Source organism: Micromonospora aurantiaca ATCC 27029, assembly GCF_000145235.1.
Classification (GTDB): domain Bacteria; phylum Actinomycetota; class Actinomycetes; order Mycobacteriales; family Micromonosporaceae; genus Micromonospora; species Micromonospora aurantiaca.
This window is the reverse complement of record NC_014391.1, coordinates 6,239,346-6,262,493: the sequence shown is the minus strand read 5'-3', so window position 1 is coordinate 6,262,493 and position 23,148 is coordinate 6,239,346. Positions and strand designations below refer to the sequence as shown.

The 23,148-nt window shown below is 74.4% G+C and carries 21 protein-coding genes; 15 read left to right on the top strand and 6 right to left on the bottom strand.

The genetic code is table 11. The features are described 5' to 3' along the window. The first annotated feature begins 1 nt into the window (after position 1). Genes MICAU_RS27945 through MICAU_RS27930 form a run of 4 tightly spaced genes read left to right on the top strand, consistent with a single transcriptional unit; the run spans position 2 to position 3,467 of the window. Positions 2 to 745, top strand: coding sequence for an ABC transporter ATP-binding protein (locus MICAU_RS27945; RefSeq protein ID WP_013288706.1), 744 nt, complete (start codon positions 2 to 4; stop codon positions 743 to 745). Next, a complete protein-coding gene (locus tag MICAU_RS27940) occupies positions 746 to 1,474 on the top strand; it encodes an ABC transporter ATP-binding protein (protein ID WP_013288705.1) in 729 nt (242 codons plus the stop codon). It abuts the gene before it with no gap. Next, entirely contained in the window at positions 1,471 to 2,361 is an 891-nt protein-coding gene (locus MICAU_RS27935) for a branched-chain amino acid ABC transporter permease (protein ID WP_013288704.1), read from the top strand. Before MICAU_RS27940 ends, MICAU_RS27935 begins: the two co-directional genes overlap by 4 nt. Continuing rightward, the gene (locus MICAU_RS27930) at positions 2,358 to 3,467 is read left to right on the top strand and encodes a branched-chain amino acid ABC transporter permease (RefSeq protein ID WP_013288703.1); all 1,110 of its coding nucleotides are present in this window, start codon (positions 2,358 to 2,360) and stop codon (positions 3,465 to 3,467) included. Before MICAU_RS27935 ends, MICAU_RS27930 begins: the two co-directional genes overlap by 4 nt. A gap of 160 nt (positions 3,468 to 3,627) precedes the next feature. Here MICAU_RS27930 and MICAU_RS27925 read toward each other — a convergent pair whose 3' ends face one another. After that, positions 3,628 to 4,452, bottom strand: a complete 825-nt coding sequence (locus MICAU_RS27925; protein WP_013288702.1) for a hypothetical protein — start codon at positions 4,450 to 4,452, stop codon at positions 3,628 to 3,630. A 141-nt stretch (positions 4,453 to 4,593) separates the two neighbouring features. On the opposite strand from MICAU_RS27925, the gene MICAU_RS27920 reads away from it, so the two are divergent. The 4 genes from MICAU_RS27920 (at position 4,594) to MICAU_RS27905 (ending at position 10,050) form a co-directional block, all read left to right on the top strand. After that, a complete protein-coding gene (locus MICAU_RS27920; protein WP_013288701.1) occupies positions 4,594 to 6,450 on the top strand; it encodes an AfsR/SARP family transcriptional regulator in 1,857 nt (618 codons plus the stop codon). Beyond that, complete coding sequence (locus tag MICAU_RS27915; RefSeq protein WP_030269254.1) at positions 6,447 to 8,564, top strand: RecQ family ATP-dependent DNA helicase; 2,118 nt, start codon at positions 6,447 to 6,449, stop codon at positions 8,562 to 8,564. Before MICAU_RS27920 ends, MICAU_RS27915 begins: the two co-directional genes overlap by 4 nt. A 165-nt stretch (positions 8,565 to 8,729) precedes the next feature. Continuing rightward, complete coding sequence (locus MICAU_RS27910; RefSeq protein ID WP_013288699.1) at positions 8,730 to 8,960, top strand: heavy-metal-associated domain-containing protein; 231 nt, start codon at positions 8,730 to 8,732, stop codon at positions 8,958 to 8,960. Then, positions 8,953 to 10,050, top strand: a complete 1,098-nt coding sequence (locus MICAU_RS27905) for a DUF8832 domain-containing protein (protein ID WP_013288698.1) — start codon at positions 8,953 to 8,955, stop codon at positions 10,048 to 10,050. Before MICAU_RS27910 ends, MICAU_RS27905 begins: the two co-directional genes overlap by 8 nt. A 22-nt stretch (positions 10,051 to 10,072) precedes the next feature. Here MICAU_RS27905 and MICAU_RS27900 read toward each other — a convergent pair whose 3' ends face one another. Continuing rightward, the gene (locus MICAU_RS27900) at positions 10,073 to 10,492 is read right to left on the bottom strand and encodes a helix-turn-helix domain-containing protein (RefSeq protein ID WP_013288697.1); all 420 of its coding nucleotides are present in this window, start codon (positions 10,490 to 10,492) and stop codon (positions 10,073 to 10,075) included. Between the two features lie 180 nt (positions 10,493 to 10,672). On the opposite strand from MICAU_RS27900, the gene MICAU_RS27895 reads away from it, so the two are divergent. Continuing rightward, positions 10,673 to 11,098, top strand: coding sequence for a hypothetical protein (locus MICAU_RS27895; protein WP_013288696.1), 426 nt, complete (start codon positions 10,673 to 10,675; stop codon positions 11,096 to 11,098). A 26-nt stretch (positions 11,099 to 11,124) separates the two neighbouring features. On the opposite strand, the gene MICAU_RS27890 is transcribed toward MICAU_RS27895, so the two are convergent. Together MICAU_RS27890 and MICAU_RS27885 are read right to left on the bottom strand one after the other, a co-directional pair. After that, positions 11,125 to 12,273, bottom strand: coding sequence for a class I SAM-dependent methyltransferase (locus tag MICAU_RS27890; protein WP_013288695.1), 1,149 nt, complete (start codon positions 12,271 to 12,273; stop codon positions 11,125 to 11,127). 185 nt (positions 12,274 to 12,458) lie between these two features. After that, on the bottom strand, positions 12,459 to 14,120 hold the full coding sequence (locus MICAU_RS27885; RefSeq protein WP_013288694.1) for a DEAD/DEAH box helicase: 1,662 nt from the start codon (positions 14,118 to 14,120) through the stop codon (positions 12,459 to 12,461). Positions 14,121 to 14,402: 282 nt separating this feature from the next. Here MICAU_RS27885 and MICAU_RS27880 point away from each other — a divergent pair, with 282 nt between their 5' ends. Further along, positions 14,403 to 15,074 carry a ferritin-like fold-containing protein gene (locus MICAU_RS27880; protein WP_013288693.1) on the top strand — a complete coding sequence of 224 codons (672 nt, stop codon included), beginning with the start codon at positions 14,403 to 14,405 and terminating at the stop codon, positions 15,072 to 15,074. Positions 15,075 to 15,120: 46 nt separating this feature from the next. On the opposite strand, the gene MICAU_RS27875 is transcribed toward MICAU_RS27880, so the two are convergent. Further along, entirely contained in the window at positions 15,121 to 15,348 is a 228-nt protein-coding gene (locus MICAU_RS27875; RefSeq protein WP_013288692.1) for a DUF3107 domain-containing protein, read from the bottom strand. A gap of 65 nt (positions 15,349 to 15,413) precedes the next feature. After that, complete coding sequence (locus MICAU_RS27870) at positions 15,414 to 16,052, bottom strand: TetR/AcrR family transcriptional regulator (RefSeq protein ID WP_013288691.1); 639 nt, start codon at positions 16,050 to 16,052, stop codon at positions 15,414 to 15,416. Between the two features lie 149 nt (positions 16,053 to 16,201). Here MICAU_RS27870 and MICAU_RS27865 point away from each other — a divergent pair, with 149 nt between their 5' ends. The 5 genes from MICAU_RS27865 (at position 16,202) to moeZ (ending at position 23,118) form a co-directional block, all read left to right on the top strand. Next, the gene (locus MICAU_RS27865; RefSeq protein WP_013288690.1) at positions 16,202 to 19,018 is read left to right on the top strand and encodes a hypothetical protein; all 2,817 of its coding nucleotides are present in this window, start codon (positions 16,202 to 16,204) and stop codon (positions 19,016 to 19,018) included. A gap of 40 nt (positions 19,019 to 19,058) precedes the next feature. Next, positions 19,059 to 20,057, top strand: a complete 999-nt coding sequence (locus tag MICAU_RS27860; RefSeq protein WP_013288689.1) for an alpha/beta fold hydrolase — start codon at positions 19,059 to 19,061, stop codon at positions 20,055 to 20,057. Between the two features lie 5 nt (positions 20,058 to 20,062). Further along, positions 20,063 to 20,926: a DUF3152 domain-containing protein gene (locus MICAU_RS27855; protein WP_013288688.1), complete on the top strand. Its 864-nt coding sequence runs from the start codon at positions 20,063 to 20,065 to the stop codon at positions 20,924 to 20,926. A gap of 78 nt (positions 20,927 to 21,004) precedes the next feature. Beyond that, entirely contained in the window at positions 21,005 to 21,829 is an 825-nt protein-coding gene (locus tag MICAU_RS27850; protein ID WP_013288687.1) for a DUF3152 domain-containing protein, read from the top strand. A 41-nt stretch (positions 21,830 to 21,870) separates the two neighbouring features. After that, positions 21,871 to 23,118 (top strand): adenylyltransferase/sulfurtransferase MoeZ, encoded by a 1,248-nt coding sequence (gene moeZ, locus MICAU_RS27845; protein WP_030269268.1) that lies wholly within the window; start codon positions 21,871 to 21,873, stop codon positions 23,116 to 23,118. The last annotated feature ends 30 nt before the right edge of the window (positions 23,119 to 23,148 follow it).

Below are 23,148 nucleotides of genomic sequence, written 5' to 3'. Positions count from 1 at the left end.
CGTGCTCGCCACCCGCGGTCTGACCTGGCGGATCGGTGAGGTCGCCATCGTCGACTCCGTCTACCTCGATCTGGCGCCGGGGGAGTTCCTCGGCGTGATCGGGCCCAACGGCGCCGGCAAGACCTCCCTGTTCAACCTGATCACCGGCCTGCGCCGGCCCACCGAGGGCACGGTCCTGCTGGACGGCGCGGACATCACCGCGCTTCCGCCGCACCGGCGTGCCCGGCTCGGACTGGGGCGTACCTTCCAGGCGTCCTCGGTCTTCGGCTCGCTGAGCGTGCGGGAGAACGTCCGGCTCGCCGTACAGGCACACCGGGGTGGCTCGATGAAGCTGTGGCGGCGGGCGGCGGCCGACCGGGAGGTGGCCGCCGCCGCCGACGCGGCGCTCGACCGGGTCGGCCTGCACCACAGGGGTACGGCGCTCGCCGGCACCCTGGCCCACGGCGAGAAGCGCAAGCTGGAGATCGCGCTGCTGCTCGCCGGTGAACCCCGGGTGATGCTGCTGGACGAGCCGATGGCCGGCGTGAGCGCCGAGGACGTGCCCGAGCTGGTCAGCGTGATCAAGTCGTTGACCGGCGACAGCGGCCGGGCGGTGCTCATGGTGGAACACCACATGGACGTGATCCTGGAACTGGCCGACCGGATCGCCGTGATGCACCACGGCGCGCTGCTGGCGTGCGACACCCCGGACACGGTGATGGCGAACGCCACCGTGCAGGAGGCGTACCTGGGGGAGGCGCTCTAAATGACCGAACCTGTCCTGTCCGTGGCGGACCTGTCCGTGCGGATCGCCGGGCTGCACATCCTCCAGGGGGTGTCGTTCGAGGTCGCGCCGACCGGCGTGACGGTGCTGCTCGGACGCAACGGCGTCGGCAAGACCACCACGTTGCGCGCGATCGTCGGGCTGACGCCGCGCGGCGGTGAGGTGCGCGGCAGCGTACGCATGGGGGCGCGCAGCCTGCTCGCGCGCCCCACCCACCGGCTGGTCCGCGACGGCCTCGGCTACGTGCCGGAGGACCGTTGCGTCTTCGCCGCGCTCACCGTCGCGGAGAACCTGCGGCTCGCCGAACGGCGGGGCGTCACGCCCGCGTACGACAAGGTCTTCTCGCTCTTCCCCGAGCTGGAGCGGCGCGGACGGCAACGGGCCGGCTCGCTGTCCGGCGGGCAGCAGCAGATGCTCGCGATCGGCCGGGTGCTGCTGAACGACAACCGGCTGCTGCTGGTCGACGAGCCGACGAAAGGGCTGGCGCCGAAGGTGGTGACCGAGGTGGCCGAGGTGCTGGAACGGGTGGCGGAATCGGTGCCGGTGCTGCTGGTCGAGCAGAACCTGGCGGTGGTACGGCGGCTGGCGACCGACGCGGTGGTGCTCTCCGCCGGGAAGGTCGCCTGGACCGGCGACGCCCAGGAACTGCTGCTGGAGACCGCGCTGACGAAGTCGTTGCTCGGTGTGGGTTCGGCGGAGGTGCACTCGTGAACACAGTGGTTCTGCTGACGCTGACCGGGCTGGGCCTGGCGGCGCTGTACTTCCTCGTGGCCTCCGGCCTGTCCCTCGTCTTCGGCCTCGCCGACGTGCTCAACTTCGCGCACGGGCTGTTCCTCGGCGTGGGCGCGTACGCGACATGGTGGGCGGCGGGCAACCTGCCCGGCGCCGGGCCGGACGGGTTCGGCTTCGTGCTGGCTGTCGTCTTCGGCGTGCTGGCCGGTTCGCTCGTCGCGGTGCTCGTGGAGCTGGTGCTGATCCGGCCGCTGTACTCCCGCACCATCGAGCAGGTGCTCGTCACCGTCGGCCTGTCGCTGGCCGGGGTGGCGCTGCTCCAGGCCACCTGGGGCGCGGATCCGCGGCCGTTCCCGCGTCCGGACTGGAGCCGGGGCGTCACCTCGGTGCTCGGCGCCCAGGTGCCGAACGCCGGGCTGCTGCTGATCGTCGCCGCCGCTGTGGTGCTCGGGGCACTGCTGGCGTTCCTGCGCTGGACCCGGTACGGCCTGATCATCCGGGCCGGCGTGGAGAACCGGGAGATGGTGACGGCGCTCGGCATCGACGTGCGCAAGGCGTTCACGCTCGTCTTCGCGATCGGCGGGGCCGCCGCCGCGCTGGCCGGCGCGCTCGGCGGCGTCTACTTCGGCACCGTCTCGCCGGGCCAGGGCGGCTCACTGCTGATCTTCGCCTTCATCGTGGTGGTGATCGGCGGGATGGGCTCGGTGGTCGGGTCCGCGTACGCGGCGGTCGCGGTGGGGCTGCTGCAACAGTTCGTCAACTACTACGGCACGTCCGGGCTGGGCGACCTGTGCGTGGTCGGTCTGCTCGCCGTGGTGCTGCTGCTGCGTCCGCAGGGCCTGGCCGGAAAGGTGGCTCACGCATGACCAACTCGGTGGTCGACGCGCCTCCGGCGCAGGTGCCCGACGAACTGACCCCCGGGCGTTCCCGCTGGCACGGACTGCGCCCGTACCTGCCGCTCGTGGCGCTGGTGGTGGCGGCGGTCCTGCCGTACTCCACACTGCACCTGCCGGGGATCTTCGAGGGGCCGCTGAACTCGCCCGGCACGCTGCAACTGCTCGCCATCTGCCTGGTGTTCGGCGGGCTCGCGGCCGGGTACGACCTGCTGTTCGGGCGTACCGGCATGCTCTCCTTCGGCCACGCCCTCTACTTCGCCGCCGGCGTGTACGGCACCGACATCCTGGTCACCAAGGCCGGGCTGCCGCTGTGGCAGGCCGCCGTGCTCACGGTGATCGGCGGGACGACGCTCGCCGCGCTGCTCGGCGCGGTGGCCCTGCGCACGGTGGGCATCGCGTTCGCCATGGTGACGCTGGCGTTCGCGCAGGTCGGGGCGATCCTGGTGGCCCGCGACTTCGGCGGTCTCACCGGCGGCGAAGAGGGTTTGCCGCTGGACGTCTCCGGGCTGCCGTCGGCGCTGGTGGGCGTCACCAACACGGTGAACCTGTACTGGCTGGCGCTGGCGTACCTGGCCATCGTGGTCCTCGTGGTGCACCGGGTCAGCGCCTCGCCGACCGGGCGGGTGCTCGCCGGGCTGCGCGACGACGAGCGGCGGATCGGGGTGCTGGGGCTCGACCCGTACCGGTTCAAGCTCGTCGCGTTCACGCTGGCCGGCGGTCTCGCGTCGGCCGGCGGTGTGGTCTACGTGCTGATCGTCGGCGGCGCCAGCCCGCACATCACCTCGTCGGAGCTGACGCTGTCGCTGCTGGTCATGGTGGTGCTCGGCGGCCCCGGTACGCGGTGGGGGCCGGTGCTGGGCGGCGTCCTCTACATGTACCTCGACCACCGGCTCACCGCGTTCGGCAGCAGCGACGCGGTGAACAGCCTGCCCGCGTTCCTCAGCCACCCGCTGAGCCAGCCCCTGTTCGTCCTGGGCACCGTGTTCATCCTGGCCGTCTACTTCTTCCCCGGCGGCCTGGCCAGCCTGCGCTCCCGCGTAACCCCCCTCCTGACCGCCCTCCGCCGCTCCCGCTGACCCCCGCCCCGCCCCGGTCGATCATGAAGTTGACGGCACGACACGCCGTGTCCGGCCCGCGCCAACTTCATGATCGACCGGGGCGACGTGCTCGGCCGCTGACACGCGGAAGGGGCGGCGGCCCCCCGTGTGGCCACCGCCCCTCGCACGTCCGTCGTGGTCAGCCGTTGAGCATCTCGTACGCCGACGCCGGCGCCTTCTGCACCTGCGCGCCGGTCGGTGCGCTGAGCTTCGGCGCCTTGCCGAAGTCGTAGTACTTGGCGACCAGCTTCATTGCCTTCTTCTTGCCCGCGGCGGGCACGTCCAGGGTCAGCGACGTGAGGTTCCCGTCCGGCCCGACCACAGCCGTGAACGGCACCTTCTTCGCCGCATCACCGAGCGCGTCCACGTCCACGGTGCTGAAGTTCTCGCGGATGTCGGCGTTCGCGGTCAGGTCGGCGAACCCGCCGTACGTGCCGTTGCCCCGGTCCTCGACCGTCTCCGCGGTCCGGATCACCGCGGCCGTGTTGGCCGGGTCGGCGTTCTGGTAGACCGGCACGTCGGAGGCGTCGTCGAGCTTGGTGCGGTCCAGGAGCATCCAGCGCTTCGGCAGCTTCATGATGTCGTGCAGACCGGGGATGCCGGTGAGCTTGACCCGGACCCAGATGTCCTCCTCGATCACCCGGAAGGTCATCGCCATGGTGAACTCCGGGTCCTTGATCTTCTCCGACATGGACAACTCGAGGCCCTGCGCCGCCGGGTCGACCACCCCGTCGAACTTCTCCGCGCCCTCGATGGTGGAGAACCGGAAGGCCGGGTCCTTCTCGTCCGGCACGGCGGCCAGCAGCGCGGCCTTCGGGTCGGCCGACGGGCTGGGCGCCGCTCCGGTGCCCTCGGAGGCGTCGCCGGTTCCGCACCCCGCGGACAGGACGGTGGTGGCCAGCACGGCCGTCGCGAGAGCCGCGATCCGCCGGAGGCTCGCGGCGGAACCGATTCGCTGCGTCATGGTGTTCGACTCGCTTTCCCAGGTGATTGTTGCCGGGGAAGTATCGCCAGCCGTCACGGCGTTCCCGCTGCCGTTATGCTGCCGTCCGACTGCCGTCGGCCACGGTGGGCGGGGGCAGTCGGTACGGGGGCGGAAACTCGCATGTCAGAGGCGCTGCGCTTCGAACTCCTCGGCCCGCAGCGGGCCTGGTACGCCGGCCGACCACTCGATCTCGGCCCGGCCAAGCAGCGGGCCGTGCTGGCCGTGCTGCTGCTCGCCGCGGGCCGTCCCGTGCCGACCGGGCAGATCGTCGAGGCGGTCTGGCCGGACGAGGCGCCGGTGAACGGCCTCAACGTGGTGCAGAAGCACGTGGCCGGTCTGCGCCGGATGCTGGAACCCGACCGGTCGCCGCGTACGCCGGCCCGGGTGCTCACCCTCACCGACGCGGGCTACCTGCTGCGCGTGCCGCCCGAGGCGGTGGACGTGGCGCGCTTCGAGCGCGGCGTGCGGCGTGCGCGGGCGGCACAGACGGCCGGGCGTACGGCGGAGGCGCTGACCGAGGTGAGCGCCGCGCTGGAGCTGTGGCAGGGGGAGCCGTTCACCGGGTTCGGCGGCGCGTACTTCGAGACGGCCCGGCACCGCCTCGTGGAGATGCGGGCGGTCGCGCTGGAGACGCGTACCGAACTGGAGCTGGCCGACGGCCGGCACGGCGAGCTGGTCGGCCGGCTGGTCGAGCTGGTCGCCGAGTTCCCGGTCCGGGAACGGCTGCGTCACCAGCTCATGCTGGCGCTGCACCGCAGCGGACGGCAGGCCGAGGCGCTGGCCGCCTACCGTGACTACGCCGGGCTGCTCCGCGACGAGTACGGCATCGAGCCGGGCGGGGCGCTCCAGGATCTGCACCGGCGGATTCTGCGCGCCGACCCGGATCTCCTCGCGCAGGCGCCGCGTCGTCCGGCCGGACCCGGCGACAGGTGGGCGGTCGGCGGCCCGGAGCCGTCTCCGGCCCCCGCCGAGGAACCGGCCCGGCCGCTGCCCATGAGCCCGGCCGAGAGCCCGCTTCCGCTCACGGCGCCGCCCCAGCCCGCCGCTCCGGCCCAACCCACAGCTCCGCCCCAGCCCACGGTCTCGGCTCAACTCACCGTTCCGGTGCAGTTCACCGTCTCGGCGCAGCCGGGCAGCCCGTTCCCGCCGCCACCGGCCGGCCCGGGTGAGTCGCCGACGGGCCTGCCGGCCTGGGTCGCGCCACCGGTCGCGCCGCTGTTCGGTGCCGTGCCGCCGTCCCGGCGTCCGGCCGGAGTGCCCGGGTGGTTGAGCGTCGTCGCGACTGTGGGCGGCGCGTTCATCGCCCTGCTCTCGTTCGGCATGCTCACCTGGCTGGTAGTGCTGCTCTACGGGATCTGGCGGCGGGGCTGGGGCAGCATCCTCGCCGCGGTCTGCTACCTGACCGTCGCCGTGACATTCGTGGTGGTCGTCGGCGGCAGCGAGACGGAGGAGGTCAGCGGACCCGAGGGCGCCATGATCCTGATCTGGCTGACCACCTGGATCTCGGGCGTCCCGCACGTGGTGCTGCTCAACGGCCGGCTGCTCGCCTGGCTGCGCGGGCTCTGGCGTGGCCGGCCGTACGCCGACCGCAACCGGCTGCGCCGGGAGTACGCCCGCTACCTGCTCTACCAGTACCCGTCGGCGCGGGAGGACCTGCGCATCGGCCGCCCCGACCTGCCCCGGGCGTACGACGACGGCGGACTGGTGGACGTCAACTCGGTGCCGGACCACGTGATCAGCGGGCTGCCGGGACTGACCCGGTCGCAGGCGCAGCATGTGGTGGTCGACCGGCGGATGCGCGGCCCGTACACGTCGATGGAGGAGCTGGCCTCGCGGTGCCTGCTGCCGGCGGCGGCGACGGACTCGTTGCGCGAGCTGCTGATCTTCCTGCCGCCCGCACCGACACCCGTACCGCCGCCCACGTCGCCGCCCGGTCCGCCGGTGACGTCGGTGGCCCCTGGTAGAAATGCCGGATGAGCCAGGATCGGATGGCCGTCCGGGAGCGTGCCGAGGCGGTGCTGCGGCGGCTGGCGGGTGACCACGCCCGGCTGCGCGAGGACCAGTGGCGGGCCATCGAGGCGCTCGTGGTCGACCGGCGGCGGGTGCTCTGCGTGCAGCGCACCGGCTGGGGCAAGTCGGCCGTCTACTTCGTGGCGACCGCGCTGCTGCGTGAGGGGAATCAGCACGGGCCGACCGTGATCGTCTCGCCGCTGCTGGCGCTGATGCGCAACCAGGTCGAGTCCGCCGCCCGCGCCGGCATCCGGGCGCGCACCATCAACTCGGCGAACCTGGACGAGTGGGACGAGATCACCGCCGAGATCCACGCCGGCGCCGTCGACGTACTGCTGATCAGCCCGGAACGCCTGAACAACCCGGACTTCCGCGACGGCGTGCTGCCGAAGCTCGCAGCCACCACCGGGCTGCTCGTGGTGGACGAGGCGCACTGCGTCTCCGACTGGGGGCACGACTTCCGGCCCGACTACCGGCGGCTGCGCACGTTCCTGGCCAACCTGCCCGAGCGCACGCCGGTGCTCGCCACCACCGCCACCGCCAACGCCCGGGTCACCCAGGACGTGGCCGAGCAGCTCGGTGACGCCCTGGTGCTGCGGGGCACCCTGGACCGCGAGTCGCTGCGCCTCGGCGTACTCGATCTGCCGAGCCCGGCCCACCGCCTGGCCTGGCTGGCCGACCACCTGGACCGGCTCCCCGGCTCGGGGATCGTCTACACGCTCACCGTCGCGGCGGCCACCGAGACGGCCGACTTCCTGCGCGGCCGGGGCTGGTCGGTCGCCTCCTACACCGGGCAGGCCGAGGACGCCGACCGGCGGGCCGCCGAGCAGGACCTGCTGGACAACAAGATCAAGGCGCTGGTCGCCACCAGCGCGCTCGGCATGGGCTTCGACAAGCCCGACCTGGGCTTCGTCGTGCACCTGGGCGCGCCGCCCTCGCCGATCGCCTACTACCAGCAGGTCGGCCGCGCCGGCCGGGCCGTCGAGCACGCCGAGGTGCTGCTGCTGCCCGGCGTGGAGGACGCGGCGATCTGGCGGTACTTCGCCTCGCTCGCCTTCCCGCCCGAGGAGCAGGTGCGCGCCGTGCTCGCCGCGCTGGACACCGAACGGCCGATCTCCACCCAGGCCCTCGAACCGGTGGTCGACCTGCGCCGGGCCCGGCTGGAGCTGATGCTCAAGGTGCTCGACGTGGACGGCGCGGTCCGCCGGGTGCGCGGTGGCTGGCTCGCCACCGGTGAGCCCTGGTTCTACGACGAGGCCCGGTTGCGGCGCGTCGCCGACGCGCGCGCCGCCGAGCAGCGGGCCATGCGGGAGTACGCCTCGACGTCCGGCTGCCGGATGCGCTACCTGCGGGAAGGGCTGGACGACACGGGGGCGCAGGACTGCGGGCGGTGCGACAACTGCGCCGGCCCGTTGTTCGACGCCGCTGTCTCCGACCAGGCGCTGACCGCCGCGCAGACGTTCCTCGGGCGGCCCGGCGTGCCGATCCCGCCGAAGAAGCTCTGGCCGACCGGGTTGGAGTCGGTCGGCGTACCCCTGAAGGGCCGCATCCCCCCGGCGGAGCAGGCGCTGCCCGGCCGGGCCGTGGGCCGCCTGTCCGACCTGGGGTGGGGTGGGCGGCTGCGCGGGCTGGTCGGGCCGGAGGCGCCGGACGGCCCGGTGCCCGACGACGTGGTGGCCGCTGTGGTCGAGGTGCTGAAGGCGTGGGCGCACGGCGACGACCCGTGGCCCCGGCGGCCGGCGGGTGTGGTCGCGGTCGGCTCCCGGACGCGACCGCTGCTGGTCGGCTCGCTGGCCGAGCGGATCGCCGCCGTGGGCCGGCTGCCGCTGCTCGGCCAGGTCGTCCCGGCCGGGCCTGGCGGCGGCGGGCCGCGCGGCAACAGCGCCCAGCGGGTACGCGCGCTGCACGACGCCTTCCGCCTGCCGGACGAGCTGGCCGGTGCGCTGGCGGGGCTGGACGGCCCGGTGCTGCTGGTGGACGACCTGGTCGACTCGGGCTGGACGATGGGCACGGTGGCGCGGCTGCTGCGCCGGGCCGGTGCGCCGGACGTGCTGCCGCTGGCGCTCGCGGTGGCCGGCTGACCCGTCCCTCGGCCTGCCTGACGGGAGTCCCGGCGTGGCGTGCCGCCGGTCGGCGCGGCAGTTCCCGGCCTGCGGGAAAAGTTCCCGGGCCGGGCGGAATGCGAGCGTCACCACCGTCGGCGGACCGTCGTCGGGCCCGCACCCGGGCGGCGGTACCGTGGGGTCATGACCGAGCAGCGACCCGTCGTCCAGACGTACACCGTGACCGGGATGACCTGCGGACACTGCGTCAAGGCGGTGACCGAGGAGCTGTCCGCGCTGCCCGGCGTCGACGAGGTCCGGATCGATCTGACGAGCGGCACCGCCACTGTCACCAGCGCGGCGCCGCTGCCCGTCGAGTCCGTGCGTGCCGCTGTGGACGAGGCGGGTTACGAGCTGGTCGGCGGCGGTGCCTGAGTCGTCGTCCGTCACGTCCGGCACCGGCGTCGTCCCCGACGACTCCGAGGCCGGTTCCGGCGCTCCCGCGGCGCAGCCCGGGGGTGCGGCTCTGGCCGGGGACGCGGCGCTGGCCGGGGACGGCGCGAGTGGTTCGGCCGGGGCGGCCGGGCCCGTCGCTGTTGACCGGGAGACGTTGCGGCTGGCCCTGGTGGTGGGCGGCCTGGTGCTCGCCGTCCTGCTCGGCTTCGGCCTCGGGCGGATGAACGCGCCGGCCGACCCGGCCCGGCCCACGACTGCCGGCGGGGCCGCCACCACGGGCGGCACAGACGGCGGCGCGCACGCCCACTCACCCGGGACCGGCGCGCACACGCACGACGGCGCAACAGTCACCCAGGGCGGCGGCGACGGCGCGACCGGACTGTCGATCACCTCGGCCGGCTACACGCTGGTGCCGTCGACCGAGCTGGTCGCGGGCCGCGCCGGTGAGCTGCGCTTCCAGATCCGCGACGACCAGCGCCGGGCGGTCACCCGGTTCGCCGTCGTGCACGACAAACCGATGCACGTGATCATGGTCCGGCGTGACCTCGGCGGTTACCGGCACCTGCACCCGACGATGGCCGCCGACGGCACCTGGTCGGTGCCGATCACGGCGCCGGAGGCGGGCCCCTGGCGGATGTACGCGGACTTCACCGCGGTGGCCGACGACGGCCGCCAGGTCGCCGTGGTGCTCGGCGCCGACCTGACCGCGTCCGGCGCGTACCGGCCCCGGCCGCTGCCCGCCGCCGCGACGTCGGCCACCGTCGACGGGTTCACCGTCGGGTACGGGGGCACGCCGGAGGTGGGGAAGTCGGTGCCGCTGCGGTTCCGGGTCACCGGCGCGGACGGCACGGCGGCGGCGCTGGAGCCGTACCTCGGGGCGTACGGGCACCTGGTGGCGCTGCGCGAGGGCGACCTCGGTTACCTGCACGTGCACCCGGAGCCGGTGCGCGACGGCGACGACGTGACGTTCTGGCTGACCTCGCCGGGGCCGGGTAGCTACCGGATGTTCCTGGACTTCCAGGTCGGCGGCGTGGTGCGGACCGCCGAGTTCACGCTGACCGTGGCCTGAGCCCTCGTCGCCCGCCCGGCGCTCAGCCGGCCCGGCGGACCGGGCGGCGGGCCAGGTAGCGGAGCAGATCGCGGATGTGGTGCTTCTCCTCGGCGGGCACGTTCGGGTCGGCGAGCCGATCCAGGATGACGCGCACGTCGGCCTCCACCGGGCCGTCCTCGGCTCCCCGGCGGCGGGGCAACGGCCCGGCGTCGGGCAGGCCCAGCGCGCGGAACGCCGCAGCCACGGGCAGGTCGAGGGCGGCGCAGAAGCCGCGGACCTTCGCGAGTTCGGGGTAGTCCTGCCAGTCGCCGGCCAGCCAGCGGAACACAGTGGAGCGGCCGACGCCGGTGTGGGTGGCGAGGTCGGTCACCGTCCAGCCGCGCTCCTCGCGCGCGGCGTCGATGGCCCGTCGTACGAAGCGCGCGAAGGCCATCTGTGGCGAAACGTCTGCGGAACCCATCCCTGGTGGATCTGTCCCCTTCCTCCGGTGGCCCGGCTCGCGCACCGAGCCTAGTACGCCGGGCCGGAGAAGTAACTGACTGATCGCTCCGGAGGTCTCATTGGCGGGACCGCCCGACTACGGAAAGTTGCCGCCGGTCAACTAAGCTGAGGCAATCCTGGATGTCGATGGAGGAACAGCATGGCCGAGCCGGACCGCCCCGTACCGCATCGCCCCGGCGCGGTGAGCCTCTTCTTCGTGGCCAAGGCCGCCGTGTTCGCGCTCGGCTTCTGGATCTGGCTGCTGGTGCTGGCGGTACGCGGAGGCGAGGCGACCGGCGTACACCTGATCGCCGCGACCGGCGCGATCTGCACCACACTGGCCGCTGTGGTGCTCGGCGCGCGGATGGCGTTGCAGCGCAACGCGGCCGTCCGGCACGCCGAGGTGAAGCGGCTGCTCGTGGACATCTCGTGGAACGCCTTCGCCGCCGCCGGCAACGCCGAGCATGCCGGGAAGGTGGTGCCGTTCCGGAGCGCGTCACACGACGGCGAGCGAGGTCCGACCCGTGGTGAGCGGGTGTCGGTGCTGGACCGGGGCGACCGCAACCGGGGCGACCGGGGGCGGTAGGACCGCCGCGCTCGGCGCGCCTCGGCTCAGCGCGCCTCGGCCAGCAGCGTCTCCAGCCGGGGCGTGACACCCCACTGGCCGACCAGCTCGCGATACTCGGCGCGCTGCCCGTCTGTCGGCGCGCCTGCCGTCCGCCGTGCCCGGATCAGCAGGTTGCGCGGCGTGTGCTGGGAGTCGACGAACTCCACCACTTCGGCGCGGTACCCGTGCAGCCGCAGCAGCGCGGCCCGCAGCGAGTCGGTGAGCACGTCGGCGAACCGTTCCCGCAGGATGCCCTGCCGGGTCAGCAGCTCGTACGGCGCGGGCGCCTGACCGCTCCGGAGCTGGGCGGCCAGGTCGTGGTGGCAGCAGGGCGCGGCCAGCACCCAGCGGGCGCCCCAGCGCACCGCCCGGGCCAGCGCCTCGTCGGTCGCGGTGTCGCAGGCGTGCAGCGCCAGCACCAGGTCGGGCGCCGGTTCGACGGGCGCCTCGGCGATGGTGCCGGCCACGAAGCCCACGCGGTCGGCCCAGCCCAGCCGCTCGGCCAGCTCGGTGTTGCGGCGGCGCTGGTCCTCTCGCACGTCCACCCCGACGAGCGTCACGTCCAGGCCGCGCTGGACGAGGTAGCGGTAGGCGGCGAAGGTCAGGTACGCGTTGCCGCAGCCCAGGTCCACGACCCGCAGCGGGCCGGTGAGGTCGTCGGGCAGCGTGGCCGCGAGCGCGCGCAGGAACGCGTCGACCTGGCGGCGTTTGGCCGCCGAGCCGCCGATCTCCCGGAACAGGGGATCACCGGGGTCGAGCAGCCACTCCTTCGCCCGGTCGTGCCCGCCCGGCTCGGCGGCCGGACGGCTGGCCGCCGCGCGGTGCACCTGCGCCTCGCCGGACTTGGTGACCCGGAGTTGGAGCGTGGCGTCGGCGGTCTCGACGTGCCAGTTGCCGAACGGCTCGGCGAGCAGTTCGTCGACAGCCGCGCCGGCCTCCGTACCCGGTGCCACGTTGCGGGTGTGCGGACGTGATCCGTCGGAGACGGCGATCTGCAACCGCGGACCGGCCTTCAGCGTGACCGGGCGCAGCTCCGCGCGTACCACCGAGGGACGCTGCCCACGACGGCGCCCGGCGGCGACCGCGCGGGTCAGCCCCGGCGCGAGCAGCAGCGCCCGCACCTCGGCCAGCACCGAGTCCAACGCTTCCGGCATCAGTACCTACCTTCCTGCTTCCCGCCCTCGCCCTCGCCCCGGCGATCATGAAGTTGGCGGCCGTGAGCACGGCGTGTCGCGCCGTCAACTTCATGATCGTCGCAGTCGGCGAGTGAGCGAGAGGGCCCGGGGATGGGGACGGCCTCCGGGACCGGGGTCCGGGAGGCCGTATCCGTTGGTGTTCGTCAGTCGGCGTTGGTGGCCTCGGCGGGCGCGCCGGTGCTGCCGCTGCGGCGACGGCGACGGCGACGCGGCTTGCTCGCCGCCTCACCCTCCGCGGCCTGCTGCGGTGCGGCGGCGGTCTCGGCCGCGCCCTCGGTGCCGATTACCGCGGTCGGCTCACCGGCCACCGTCTCGCCGGCCCGGCGGCGACGCCGACGACGCGGCGTACGCGGGGTCTCGTCGTCTCCGGCGTCGGCCTGCGCGGCGGGCGAACCGGCGGACGAACCGCCCTCGCCGCCCCGGCCACGACCGCGGTCGCGGTCGCCGCGCTCGCGGCCCCGGCTGTCGCCGCGCCGTGCGCCCCGACGCGACCGGCCGCCACCGCCCAGGTCTTCCTCGACCTCGGCGGACAGGCCGGCGCGGGTGCGCTCGGCGGTCGGCAGCGTGCCGCTGACGTCCGTCGGGATGGCCAGGTCCGTGTAGAGGTGCGCGGAGGTGTGGTACGTCTCCGGCGGCTCGGGCATGTCCAGCCCGAGCGTCTTGTCGATGATCCGCCAGCGGGGCATGTCGTCCCAGTCGACGAACGTCACAGCGACACCCGTGGCCCCGGCCCGGCCGGTACGGCCGATGCGGTGGGTGTAGGTGTCCTGGTCCTCCGGGCAGTCGTAGTTGATCACGTGCGTGACGCCCGTGACGTCGATGCCCCGGGCCGCCACGTCGGTGGCGACCAGCGTGTCGATCTTGCCGGCCCGGAACGCCCGCAGCGCCCGCTCACGCGCGCCCTGGCCGAGGTCACCGTGCACGGCGGCGACGGCGAAGCCGCGGAAGTCGAGATCCTCGGCGACCCGGTCGGCGGCCCGCTTGGTGCGGGTGAAGATCATGGTCAGCCCGCGGCCCTCGGCCTGGAGGATGCGCGCCACGATCTCGACCTTGTTCAGCGAGTGCGTGCGGTACGCGAGCTGCGTGGTCTGCGGCGACGGACCGGTCTCGGCCGTGTGCCCGGCGTGGATGGTCACCGGCCGGCGCAGGAAGCGCCGGGACAGCGCGACGATCGGGTCCGGCATGGTGGCCGAGAACAGCATGGTCTGCCGGTCCTCCGGCAGCATCGCCAGGATCTTCTCGACGTCGTCCAGGAAGCCCAGGTCGAGCATGCGGTCCGCCTCGTCGAGGACGAGCGCGCGGACCCGGTCGAGCCGCAGGTGCTTCTGCTTCTGCAGGTCCAGCAGGCGGCCGGGGGTGCCGACCAGGATCTCGACGCCCTTGCGGAGCGCCTCGATCTGCGGCTCGTACGCTACGCCGCCGTAGATCGGCAGCACCCGGACGCCCCGGGTACGGCCGGCGGCGTCGAGGTCCTTGGCGACCTGGATGCCCAGCTCACGGGTGGGTACGACGACGAGCGCCTGCGGGACGCCGTCGCTGCCCTCGGACGGGGCGAACACGCGCTCCAGCAGCGGGATGCCGAAGCCGAGCGTCTTGCCGGTGCCGGTCGGCGCCTGCCCGATCAGGTCGACGCCGCGCAGCGCGATCGGCAGCGCGTACTCCTGGATGGCGAAGGCGCGGGTGATGCCGGCGGCGGCCAGCGCCTCGACGGTTTCCTGCCGCGCACCGAGCGCGGCGAACGTGGGTGCCTCCGGGGGGACCGGAGCGGTGGGGGCCAGTGGCTGGCCGGAAATCTGCTCGCTCATATGGATTTGGGGGTGCCCTCTCGTGGTGCGCCCCTCAGGTCCTCAGGGCGCGATCGGTGTGGCGCGGGCCACGCGGTCAGGGGCGATTTCGCCGAGCCGGACCGGGCCGCACGCGCGTCGGGGACCGGCGTTGATCAGCAAGTGACCGATTCGGTGCCCACGGCAACTGTCTCATCGTACCTGAACGGTCCCTGAGTCGTCCCGATTCCCAGGTGGTGGCCGTGCACGCGGGGCGGTTCCCTGTGACTTGAGTCACAGCCACGACGTCGGTAGCCTGCGCTCGTGTCCGCCCCCGATCCCGCCGCGACCGACCCTGCCGCCGCCGATCCCGCCGCGACCAACCTGTTCGGGCTCGTCGCCTACGGCGAACTGCTCGCGTTCGACCGCCTCGCCGCCGACGCGCGCCTCGCGCCCGACCTGCGCCGCCGGGCCGCGCTCAGCGAGATGGCCGCCGCCGAGATCGCGCACTACAGGTGGCTCACCGACCGGCTCGCCGCGTGGGGCGTCACGCCGGAGGAGGCGATGGCCCCCTACGTCGAGGCGCTGCGGGCGTACCACGACTCGACCGAGCCGCGGGACTGGGCGGAGGCGGTGACGAAGGCGTACGTGGGCGACGCGATCACCGACGACTTCCTGCGCGGGATCGCCGACGGCCTGGACGGGCCGGACCGGACGCTGCTGCTCGACGTGCTGCACGACTCCCGGTACGCCGAGTTCGCCGCGGCCGAGATCCGGGCCGCGATCGAGGTCGATCCCCGGGCGGCCGGGCGGCTGTCGATGTGGGCGCGGCGGCTGCTCGGTGAGGCGCTCTCCCAGGCGGGCCGGGTGGCCGCCGCCGACCGGGGCGCGCTCGTCGCGTTGATCGGGCGGACCGGCGGGGACGTGCCGGGGCTGCTGCGCCGGCTGACCGAGGCGCACTCCGCGCGGATGACGTCGGTCGGGTTGAACAACTGAGCCGCCGTGGCGGGGAGGCCCGCCACGGCGGCCGGTGCCGCGGGAATCAGCGAACGGTGAATCCGACCGCGCGGGGCGACGCCTCGGCGATCTCGACGTAGGCGACCTTGCCGACCGGCACGATCACGCGCCGGCCCTTCTCGTCGGTCAGGGAGAGGGTGCCCTCGCTCTTGGCGAAGGCGTCGGTCACGATCTGCTCGATCTCGGCCGGCGACTGCGCGCTCTCCAGGACCAGCTCCCGCGGCGCGTACTGCACGCCGATCTTGACCTCCACTGTGCCTCCTCAACTGGGGCGAAAAAGCCACCGTGGGAAGGCTATCCGATCCGGCGGCCCGATGTTCAGGCTGACTCACCTTGCAGCGGGAAGCTGGCGATGCCGCGCCAGGACAGGGCCGCGACCAGCGCCTCGGCCTCCGCCTTGGGCACCTGACGGCCGCCGGCGAGCCAGAACTGGGCGGCCGTCTCGGCGGCGCCGACCAGGCCCGAGGCGAGCAGTTCGGCGTGCGAGCGGCTGACCCCGGTGTCCGAGATGATCGTGTCGGTGATGGCCGCGATGCAGCCCTGCTCGACCCGCTCCACCCGCTGCCGCACCGCCGGGTCGTTGCGCAGGTCCGACTCGAAGACCAGCCGGAACGCCTCGCTCTCGTGGTCGACGAAGTCGAAGTACGCGCGCACCGCGGCGCCGACGCGCTCCTTGTTGTCGTTGGTGCCGCTCATCGCGTCCTGCACGTTGGCCACTATCGCGTCACAGTGCGTGTCCAGCAGCGCGAGGTAGAGCTCCATCTTCCCGGGGAAGTGTTGGTAGAGCACCGGCTTGGAGACACCGGCCCGCTCGGCGATGTCGTCCATCGCGGCGGCGTGGTAGCCCTGCGCGACGAACACCTCCTGGGCGGCGGCGAGCAGCTGCTTACGGCGCGCCGAGCGGGGCAGGCGGGTGGGCCGACCGGCGGTCTGTGCACCGTTCCCCACTGCGGTCATCGGATCCTCCGAGTATCTGCGTACGAGCCGGCACGTATCACCCGAACCGGTCCGGGTTCGTGAACCCGTCGCGGAATTGGCCCGCCGCTGTAACTTATCGCCACTGTCACCACACGGTAGCCTCAGCGGGGGCGACCAAGGAGCGCGCGGTGAGTGAAACAGGGCAACCCGGAGCCGCCACCCCGGGAGAGCACGGCGACGGGACGGGCCAGCAGGACGACCCGGCCCGTACCGGCGGCGGTTGGGCGCCCCCGCCGAACGGCTGGTCCCGCGGCGCTCCGGCGCCCGGCGGCTGGCCCTACGGCGACCTCGGCGGCTGGGCCGCCTCCTCGCCCCGGCACGGCGACCTGCCGGCCCCGCTGCCCGGCCACTCCGCGCCGGAACCGGGCCGCGTCAACGGCCGCCACGTCAACGGCGTGCACCACGCCGGGGAGGAGTCGCCAGTGACCCGCCAGGCGCCGGTCAGTGCCCCGCCCGCGGACGAGCTGCCCCGGCCTGCCGACGGCGAACGGCTGGCCGTACCGGCCCCGCGCCCGGCGCCGACGATCGAGCAGCCGACCGACCCGGGGGAGCCCGCCGGTTCCCGGCACGCCGCGGACGACCCGGCCGCCCGGGCCCCGCGCTGGGCCGAGAGCGGGCCGACTTCCGCGCCCCCGGCGCTCCAGGTCCCGCCGGTCGGCGCCGCCGCCTCCGGGTTCGAGGTGCCGCCGGGCTTTCACGCGCCGAACACCGAATCCACCCCGTCGCTGTCCCACGGCTGGGCCGACCGGCCGGTCACCCCGCCGCCGGCCGTGAGCCGGCCGGAGCACGCACCGGGCGAGGTCCACCCGCCCGAGGGCCGGGCGGCCGGCGCCGAGCCGCGGGCCGCGGCCGAGACTCCGGCGGCCGACGACCCGAGGGCCGCCGAACCGGACTGGTCCGGGCCGTCCTGGAACCGCCCGAGCTGGGGTGACGGCTGGGCCCCGCCGTGGGCCCGGCCCGACGAGCCAGCGGCCCGCCGCGCCGAGGAGCCCGTCGCCGAGCGGCGGGAGTGGGAGGACGACAGCGCCGCCCACCGCAGCGCCCGCGAGGACCGAGCGGCCGAGTGGGCGCCCGAGCCGGTGCGGCCGTACGAGCCGGCCCGGGTCGAGCCGCCCGCCGCCTACGAGCCACCCCGGCCCGAGCCGGTACGGCCGTACGAGCCGTTGCGCGCCGAGCCGGCCCCGGGACCGGATGCGGCGCGGCAGTACCCGCCGCCCGCCGAGTCCGAGGTGTCCCGGCCGTACGAGCCGGGTGCCGGGCCGGAGCCGGCGCGCCGGTACGAGCCGCCGGCCGCGCCCGAGCCGGCGCCCGAGGCGACCCGGCCGTTCCGGCTGCCCCGGGGCGACGCCGAACCACCGCACGGCTACGAGCGGCCCTCCTGGGCCGGGCCGCCGGTGCCGGTCGCGCCGCTGATCACGCCCCCGGGCCCCCCGCCGACGAGTGCCCCGCCCGCGCCCGGCGCGCCGCCGGTAGCCGGCGCCCCGCCCGCCCCGGCCGGTGGATACGCCCCGGCGCCGCCCGCCGAGGCGGCTGCCGCCGTCCCGCCGACCTCAGGCGTTCCCGCCACGAGCGGCACGCCACGGTTCGACCCCGCACCCGCGCCCCACCCGACGAGCGCCCCTCCCTACGCGGCCCGCCGGTCCGCACCGGAACCGGTGCCGGCCGCCGACGCGGTCGCCGAGCCCCGACCGGAGGAACCGTCCCCCGTGCTGCCGCAGCGCGTCCCCTCGGAACCGGACGTGCCCGTCGTGCCGGAGCCACCGGCAGTGGAACCGTCCGCCGAGACCCCCGAACGCGCCCGCATCGCCACCCACCTGCGCCGCGACGACGAACCCGCGCCACTGCGGGAGCGGCCGGAGGGCTTCGACGTCAACGCGATCCTCGACGCGGTCCGGGAGGTGGCGGGCGTACGCGACGCCGCGCTGCGCCGTACCCCGGCCGGCGCGCACAGCCTCCGGCTCGACCTGGCCGACGGCGCGGACCCGGCCGAGGTCAGCCGCATGGTGGCCCGGCTGCTCCAGGAGCGGATGGGTCTGGCCGCCGCCCCGCAGAACCTGCCCGGCGCGCCCGCCGTACCGCCCCCGGCCCCGCTGCGCCGCCGGTCGGCCCGGCTGGACCGCTCCGGTGAGACGCGCGCGGGCGAGACACGAGCACCCGGGACGCAGCCGGCACCGGTCGAGGCCCGTGCCCCGCAGGCGGAGCCGGGCGAGGCCCGTAACGGTGAGGAGACGGGCGGCGACGAGATGCCGGCGCGTGCCGGTGTGGCACGTCCGGCCGCGAACCGTTCCGGCGACGCGCGGTTCGGTGCGGACCGCGCCACGCGCCCGGCCGAGGCGCCCGGCGACGGCGACGAGCCGCCGCGCCGCCGCCGGCAGGCCACCCACCGGGGCCGGGCCGCTGTCGACGAGACGTCGCTGGCCTCCGCGCCGACCGGCATGTCCACCGGCAGCCCGGTCACGCTCGGTACGTCGTACTCCGGTGGGCAGATGACCACGACGGAGACCGCGCCGTCGCGACCGCTGGACACCGGCGGCGTGCCGGGGCCGCGGGTGGTGATCGAGCACGTCCTGGTGAGCACGTTCGGCCTGGACGCCACCACCGAGGTGCGCCTGGTCGCCGGCGACCGGACGGCCGAGGGGCACGCGACCGGCCCGGCTGTCGACGGGTACGTGCTGCGGCTCTGCGCGGTGGCCGCGGCCGCCGCGGTGGACGAGCTGCTCGGCCGGGTCGTCCCGGCCGGCGAGCGGGGCCGGTGCTTCGTGGAGCACGCCGCCGTGGTGCCGTTCGGCAACTGCGAGGTCGCCACAGTGGTGGTGCTGCTGGTCTGCGACGGCTGGGTGGAGCAGCTGGCCGGTTCGGCGCTGGTGGCCGGGGATCCCCGGCAGGCGGTCGTGCGGGCCACGCTCGCGGCGGTGAACCGGCGGCTGGAGGCGCTGCTCTCCTGAGCCGGTGTGCGGTACGGCGTGTGCGGGGAAGACTGGAGGCATGAAGCGCGCCGCACTGTGGCCGGAGCACAGCCTTCCCGCACACCACGTCCCGCCGCCCTGGCCCGGCCGGCACGTACGCCTCGACGGCACGCTCGTGCACGTCCGCGACACCCCGGCCACCGGTCCCGGCGCGGAGCCCGCGCTGTACGTGCACGGCCTCGGCGGGTCGGCGCAGAACTGGACCGACCTGGCCGGGCTGCTCGCGGACCGGCTCGACGGCCAGGCGATCGACCTGCCCGGATTCGGGCGCAGCGAGCCGGGGCCGCGCTACACGATCCCGTCCTTCGCCGAGCGGGTGATCCGCTGGATCGAGCACAGCGACCGGGGTCCGGTGCACCTGTTCGGCAACTCGCTCGGCGGCGCGATCTCGGTGCGGGTGGCGGCACTGCGCCCGGACCTGGTCCGCACGCTCACACTGGTCTCGCCCGCGCTGCCGTTCCTGGACTTCCGCCGCTCGTTGCAGGGGCGGATGCTCCCGTTGCTGGCGATCCCCCGGGGCGAACGGCTGGCCGCCTGGCGGCTGGCCCAGTTCAGCCCGGAGGTGACCGCGCAGCAGGTGATGGAGGCGTGCGTGGCGGACCTGACCCGGATCAGCGATCAGCGCCGGCAGGAGGCGATCGACGAGATCCGGGTCCGGTACGAGGCGGCCCACTACGCCGCCGCGTACGTGCGGACGTTCCGGGGCCTGGTCGGCAGCTTCCTGCGTTCGTACCTGCCGGGGGAGGGCGCGCTCTGGCGGCAGGCGGCGGCGGTACGGGCGCCCACGCTCGTGGTGGGCGGGCGGCAGGATCGGCTGGTCGACGTGCGGGTGGCGCCGCAGGCGGCCCGGGTCATCCCGGACAGCCGGCTGCTGATGCTCGACGGCGTCGGGCACGTGGCCCAGTTGGAGGTGCCCCGGACCGTGGCGCGGGCGGTGCTCGGCCTGCTCGCCGAGGCGACACAGTCGCTCACCACCGGCATGGGGGAGAGCGGAACGGAGCGTGACATGGCAGGCTGAGCCGGATGCCCAGCTCCCGCCGTCCTCGTGCCGCCCGCTCCCGTTCCTCGCTTCGTCACTGGCGTACCGCGCTCGTGGTCTGCGCCTTCGCTGCCGCCGCCGCGGTCGGCGTCGGCGTGGCGGTGCAACTGCCGTCGGCGGGCGCGGGGACGCGGATCACCGACGGGTTCGTCGCCCAGCCTCCGGCGCCTACGCGGGAGCCGTCCACGCCGAGCGTCGCGCCGCCGCCGGCGGTGACGCCCAGCTCGCCGGCCGCGCCGGTGCTGACGCTGGCGGGCCCGGGGCCGGCGAAGGGCCGGGGCAGCTTCGCGTACGACGACCGGACCAGCGGCGTGCTCGGCCGCTCGGGGACGCTGCGCCGCTACCGGGTGGCGGTGGAGAACGGCTCCGGCGAGGAGGTCCGCGCGTTCGGCGAGGCGGTGCAGCGGGCCCTGGCCGGCCCGGGTAGCTGGGTCGACGGCGGCAGGCTGCGGTTGCAGCGGGTCGGCGCGGACGACCGGTACGACTTCACGATCTACCTCGCGACCCGGGACACGGCCGGGCGGCTGTGCGGGGCGGGCGGGATCGACATCCGGGTGGGCGGGGTGCCGTACACGTCGTGCCGGGTGCCGGGCAAGGTGGTGATCAACCTGGACCGGTGGCGGACCTCGGCGCCGCACCTGGTCGACGCCGGGATGCCGCTGGACACGTACCGGCTCTACGTGGTCAACCACGAGGTGGGGCACCAGCTCGGGCACCGGCACGAGGGGTGCCCGGGTGCGGGCCGGGCGGCGCCGGTGATGCAGCAGCAGACGCTCTTCCTCAAGGGCTGCCGGCCGAACCCGTGGCCCTACGTGGGCGGGAAGCGGTACACCGGGCCGGCCCTCTGACCGCCGGTTTGTGAAGAACATTCGCGGCATAGGCGGCAAAAGCAGCTAAATGCCCGAATTGCATGGCACGCTGAGGTCATGACGTCGTCGTCCCCTTACGACAACCCTGCCGCGCCGCCGTCCGAGCGTCCCACCCTGCGCCGGATGCGACGGCGGCGCCGCCGCTCGGTGCTGCTGCTGGCGATGCTGCTCGCGGCCGTCGGCGGCGCGGTCGGCATCACCCGGCTGAACGCGCCGTCGCCCGGGCACGGTGGGACGTCGCTCGCCGCCGAACCGTCGCTGGCGCGCGGCGCCGAGGCCGACGTCCCGGCCCTGGCGCCGACCGGCTACCCCACCGCCGGCCCCGGCACGTTCGCGGTGGCCCAGGGCCGATCTCCGGTACGCGGACAGGAGGGCCCGCTGCGCCGCTACCGGGTCGAGGTCGAGCAGGACACGGGGCAGGACGCCGACGAGTTCGCCGCCACCGTGGACGCGGTGCTGGGCGACCCGCGCAGCTGGATCGCGTCGGGGGACCTGCGGGTGCAGCGGGTGCCCGAGGCGGCTGCCGCAGACTTCACCGTCTACCTCGCCACCCCCGTCACCTCCGAGCGGATGTGCGCCGAGGGCGGCCTGCGCACCGACCGGTACACCTCCTGCCGGCTGCCCGGCCGGGTCGTGCTCAACCTGGCCCGGTGGATGACGGCGGTGCCCGACTACGGCGCCCCGCTGGAGGTCTACCGCACCTACGTGATCAACCACGAGGTCGGGCACGAGTTCGGCGAGCTGCACGGGGCCTGCCCCGAGCCCGGCGCCCCCGCCCCGGTGATGCAGCAGCAGACGTACGGGCTGGACGGCTGCCTGCCGAACGCCTGGCCGTACGTGGGCGGAATGCGGTACGAGGGCGAGCCCACCGACGGCGTCTGAGTTATTCCCGGTCCCGCAGTTCGGGCCGAGTGTCCCTCATCATGGCCGATCCCCGTCCGGGCGAGCGACAATGGCGCGGTCACACCGCCGATCCCGGGGAGTCCACCGTGTCGTTGCCCCCGCTCGTCGAACCCGCCGCCGAGCTGACCGTAGACGAGATCCGCCGCTACTCGCGCCACCTGATCATCCCGGACGTCGGGGTGGAGGGGCAGAAGCGGCTGAAGAACGCCCGGGTGCTCTGTGTGGGTGCCGGTGGCCTCGGCTCGCCGGCGCTGCTCTACCTGGCCGCGGCCGGTGTCGGCACGCTCGGCATCATCGACTTCGACACCGTCGACGAGTCGAACCTCCAGCGCCAGGTCATCCACGGCGTCTCCGACGTGGGCCGGTCCAAGGCCGAGTCCGCCGCGGCGTCGATCCGCGAGATCAACCCGCTGGTCAACGTGGAGATCCACAACACCGCGCTGGACCGGGAGAACGTCCGGGACATCTTCTCCCGGTACGACCTGATCGTCGACGGCACCGACAACTTCGCCACCCGCTACATGGTCAACGACGCGGCGGTGCTGCTCGGCAAGCCGTACGTCTGGGGTTCGATCTACCGCTTCGACGGCCAGGCGTCGGTGTTCTGGGCCGAGCACGGCCCCTGCTACCGCTGCCTCTACCCGGAGCCCCCGCCGCCCGGCATGGTCCCCTCCTGCGCCGAGGGCGGCGTGCTCGGCGTGCTCTGCGCGTCGATCGGGTCGATCCAGGTCAACGAGGCGATCAAGCTGCTCGCCGGCATCGGTGAGCCGCTCGTCGGCCGGCTGATGGTCTACGACGCTCTGGAGATGAGCTACCGCAAGATCAAGGTTCGCAAGGACCCGAACTGCGTGCTCTGCGGCGAGAACCCGACCCTCACCGACCTGATGGAGGACTACGAGGACTTCTGCGGCGCCGTCTCCGACGAGGCGCAGGAGGCGGTGGTCGACTCGACCATCACCGCGCTGGAGCTGAAGGACTGGCAGGACTCGGGCAAGGACATCTTCCTGGTCGACGTGCGCGAGCCCGCCGAGTACGAGATCGTCCGCATCCCCGGCGCGACGCTCATCCCCAAGGGCGAGATCCTGTCCGGCGAGGCGCTGGCGAAGTTCCCACAGGACCGGCAGATCGTGCTGCACTGCAAGTCCGGCGTCCGCTCCGCCGAGGCGCTGGCCGCGCTGAAGGCGGCCGGGTTCTCCGACGCGGTGCACCTCCAGGGCGGTGTGCTCTCCTGGGTCAAGCAGGTCGACCCGTCGCTGCCCGCGTACTGAGTCGTGTCGATGGGCCCGCCCGGCGCTCCG